Source organism: Alteromonas alvinellae (genome assembly GCF_902705805.1).
The window spans coordinates 1-392 of the sequence record NZ_CACSIH010000040.1 but is presented as its reverse complement, the minus strand read 5'-3'; the positions used below and the strand labels follow the sequence as shown (position 1 = coordinate 392).

Here is a 392-nt window from a genome sequence, read left to right as displayed (position 1 = left end):
GGGTATACGGATTTAATGGTTGATGGGGCACCTTCACCCCATCAATCTGATACCACCCTCAGATGGTTGATAGATCGACTCCGTAGTTGAGTTCCTCTGCGAAGTCCGGCAGTCCGTAACCGATGGTTTTCTTGTAGAAAGGAGAGACCTTCGCAGTCGGTGCCTTCTTCTTGTGCTTCGTGGTGTAGAGCATTCGTGCCCGCATCACCTCGAAGGAGTAACCGCGCCCTTCACGGTTCTTGTCCTTGGCCAGTCGGTTGATGGACTCCGTGTAAGCGTTGGTGACGGGCATGTCCGTCTCGAAGTAGGTCATGGTCTCTTCGCGCCAGTTTCCCACTGCCCTGACCAGATCGCTCCAGACTTCCTTTTGGCCCTTCGGGATGGTGGCTATC

At 54.6% G+C, this 392-nt stretch carries 1 protein-coding gene; it reads right to left on the bottom strand.

Annotated elements, in window-relative coordinates; genetic code table 11:
* Positions 1 to 58: 58 nt before the first annotated feature.
* On the bottom strand, positions 59 to 392 hold a 334-nt coding region (locus ACX5KA_RS02900; RefSeq protein ID WP_250263942.1), incomplete at its 5' end, for a transposase.